Source organism: Bacillus sp. B4EP4a, assembly GCF_006680105.1.
In the GTDB taxonomy this organism is placed as follows: Bacteria; Bacillota; Bacilli; order Bacillales; family DSM-1321; genus Peribacillus; species Peribacillus simplex_E.
The window spans coordinates 1-364 of record NZ_VHIK01000143.1; the positions used below are offsets into that span (position 1 = coordinate 1).

Annotated in this window: 2 protein-coding genes; one reads left to right on the top strand and one right to left on the bottom strand. The window is 44.0% G+C overall.

What is annotated here, in order from left to right:
- On the bottom strand, positions 1 to 193 hold a 193-nt coding region (locus FNK51_RS27685), incomplete at its 3' end, for an AbrB family transcriptional regulator (protein ID WP_141995247.1).
- 35 nt (positions 194 to 228) lie between these two features.
- Here FNK51_RS27685 and FNK51_RS26295 point away from each other — a divergent pair.
- On the top strand, positions 229 to 364 hold a 136-nt coding region (locus tag FNK51_RS26295; protein ID WP_286178912.1), incomplete at its 3' end, for an AbrB family transcriptional regulator.

Here is a 364-nt window from a genome sequence, read left to right on the forward strand (position 1 = left end):
CCATCTGGGAAAGCCCTCCCGGAAAACTGCCAAGCATGGATGTGCCCAAGGATAAGTTCATTCGTTTCCCGACAAACCAGCCAGTCAAAACTGTAAATAAAATGATTGCGATTGTCGTAAAAAGCATAACAGGTAAATATTCAATCATCTCATTTAACGATTGTTTCGTGAATGAACTTATCCTTGGGCACATCCATGCTTGGCAGTTTTCCGGGAGGGCTTTCCCAGATGGTGGTCTTAAGTGAGGAAATGAAGGATAGTGATGAAACGGTTGTAGGTTTCATGCAAACACTGCGGGTCATCCTTGTGATTTCCATTGTTCCTTGGATCGTGACTCATGTAATGTCAGTTGGATCAGGTACGG